The following is a 2,313-nucleotide window of genomic DNA, read 5'->3' on the forward strand; positions in this document are numbered from 1 at the left end:
TGCCGGCGGTGCGACCGTCCATGGGGGGACCTCCGTGGCGGGAGTGCGGGGGGTGCGGCCTTGCGGAGCGGCGCGGCCCGGCCGCCCCGGAAGGTCTTTGAATGTTCTTGCTGAAACAACCGGAAAGCTATTGCGGTCGAGACGGTAGGTCTCCCGGACCAGCTGGTCAACCCTTTGGACACACCCTCGCCACACCGGGGAAATCTCCGCGCTTCCTCTCCGTTTTCTCTCCGCAAGGCCTTCCGCAAGGGATTGCAGTGGTGTTACGTTCAACCACGCTTCCTCCCGGGCGGTGGCGCGAACTCGCCCCTGAACGCCGGGAGCCGCCGCACCCGGCGGGTGCGACGGCTCGGAACGTGGTGCCGGGGCCTGGGAGCGGTCCGCTCAGAACCCGATCGGCTCGCGGACCAGGACGACGGTGCTGCGGTACGGAACCACCTCGCGCCCGTTGATCAGGATCTTGGCGAGCACACTGCGCTGTCCCATCACCCGCTGGGCACGGACGTCCTCCTTGGGCAGCGAGTACGTCTCGACGCGGCGCAGCGCGGTGTCGAGGTCGGCGACGACCTTCTGGGCGCCGACCACCCAGATCGACCGGCCCGCGCCGAACGCGTACGCGGCGAGCTGGCTGCCGCTCGCGGAGGCGGTGACGAGCCGGCCGTCCTCGGTCACGGCGTGCACACTGCCGACGACGACGTCGGGCGCCGAGCGCGTGGTGCGCACCTCGTCGCGGCGGGCGCGCGGGTCCCAGTCGGCCTGCTCGGCGCGGATGCTCTTGTAGCGGCCCGAGGCGTCGATGTCCTGCTGGATCCCGGAGAGCCGCAGGGTCTCGCTGGTGGAGGCGAAGACCGCCTTGTCGGTCGGCAGCTCCTCGGCCACGAGCGCGCGGGCGTCGGCGGCGGTCTCCACTATGTGCACCGTAAATCCGTTGCCCCGCAGGGCCTCGGCGGCCCGCTCCACGCTCTCGGCGCTCGCGGCGACGGCGAAGGACTCGTCGGCGGGCAGTACGGTGACGGCCTTCTCACTGGTGATGGTCTTCTCGCTCATGCCCGATGAACTTAGCGCCGCGCCGGGAGTCCCGTTCGAGCGCCGCTGGATCGGGCAACTGCGGCGCCCCGGCCATCGCATAGGCTCGGCCACGATGAAGAGCAACCTCGCCCCGCTGGCGCCCAAGGCCGACAAGGACACCGTGCGCCGGCACAACCTCAGCCTGGTGCTGCGGGCCGTCCACGACGAGGGCGAGACCACCCGGGCGGCCGTCGCGGCGCGCGTCGGGCTGACCCGGGCGGCGGTTTCCTCGCTGGTGGAGCAGTTGCTGGAGGGCGGGTTCCTCAGCGAGTCCGGCAAGACCTTCAGCGGGCAGGCGGGCCGGCCCGGCACCGTCCTCAAGCCCGCCAGGACCGGCGTCGCCGGGGCCGGCGTGGAGATCAACGTCGACTACACGTCGGTGTGTGTGGTGGATCTGGCCGGAACCGACCGGGTCCGGCTCACCGAGCACCTGGACAACCGGGGCGCGCCGCCCGCCGAGGTACTGGCCCGGGCGGCCCGGCTCACCTCACGGGCGCTGGACTCCGCCCGGCAGCAGGAGCTGCGGCCCGCCGGGGTGACGCTCGCCCTGCCGGGCCTGGTCGCGGGCGGCACCGTCCGCCAGGCACCGAACCTGGGCTGGAACGGCGTACCGGCCGACGACCTGTTCGCGCGGGCGCTCGCGGAGTGCCCCGGCACCCCCGCCCTGCCGGTGAGTTCGGAGAACGAGGCCAATCTCGCGGCGCTGGCCGAGCTGTGGTTCGGCGCCCCGGACGAGGCCCGTACGTTCCTCTACCTCTCCGGCGAGATCGGCGTGGGCGGCGCCCTCGTCCTGGGCGGTGAACTCCTGCGCGGCGCGCACGGCTTCGCCGGGGAGATCGGCCATGTCCCGGTGGACCCGTCCGGCCCCGAGTGCCGCTGCGGGGCGCGGGGCTGCCTGGAGCAGTACGCGGGCCAGTCGGCGCTGCTGCGCGGCGCGGGCATCGAGGAGGGCGCCGGTGCGGCGGGCGTGGCCGAGCTGGAGCGCCGGGCGCGGGCGGGCGACGAGCGGGCGCTGACGGCGCTGGACACGGCCGGGCGGATGCTGGGCCGGGTGCTGGCGGGCGCGGTGAACCTCCTGGACCCGCAGAGCGTGGTCCTCGGCGGCGTCTACCGCGCCCTGTCCCCGTGGCTCACTCCCCCGGCCGGGGCCGAGCTCGCCGCCCGGGTGGTGTCGGGCCTGTGGCCCCGGGACAGCGGCCGGCTGCGCGCCTCGTCCCTGGCGGGGGACGCGGCCCGGGGCCACAG

2 protein-coding genes are annotated in these 2,313 nt (G+C 74.1%); one reads left to right on the forward strand and one right to left on the reverse strand.

Going from position 1 to position 2,313, the window contains the following annotated elements; all coding sequences use genetic code 11:
* Window positions 1–384: 384 nt before the first annotated feature.
* Window positions 385–1,047, reverse strand: a complete 663-nt coding sequence (locus tag ACJA3G_RS35390; protein ID WP_406557129.1) for an LUD domain-containing protein — start codon at window positions 1,045–1,047, stop codon at window positions 385–387.
* Between the two features lie 94 nt (window positions 1,048–1,141).
* Here ACJA3G_RS35390 and ACJA3G_RS35395 point away from each other — a divergent pair.
* On the forward strand, window positions 1,142–2,313 hold a 1,172-nt coding region (locus ACJA3G_RS35395; RefSeq protein ID WP_406557130.1), incomplete at its 3' end, for an ROK family protein.

Origin of the sequence: Streptomyces sp. YS-3, from assembly GCF_045257485.1 — a bacterium.
Taxonomy (GTDB): Bacteria; Actinomycetota; Actinomycetes; order Streptomycetales; family Streptomycetaceae; genus Streptomyces.

Excerpts from the sequence above, each read along its gene's own strand:
- ACJA3G_RS35390 (WP_406557129.1), bottom strand. The coding sequence starts at position 1,047 with ATGAGCGAGAAGACCATCACCAGTGAGAAGGCCGTCACCGTACTGCCC.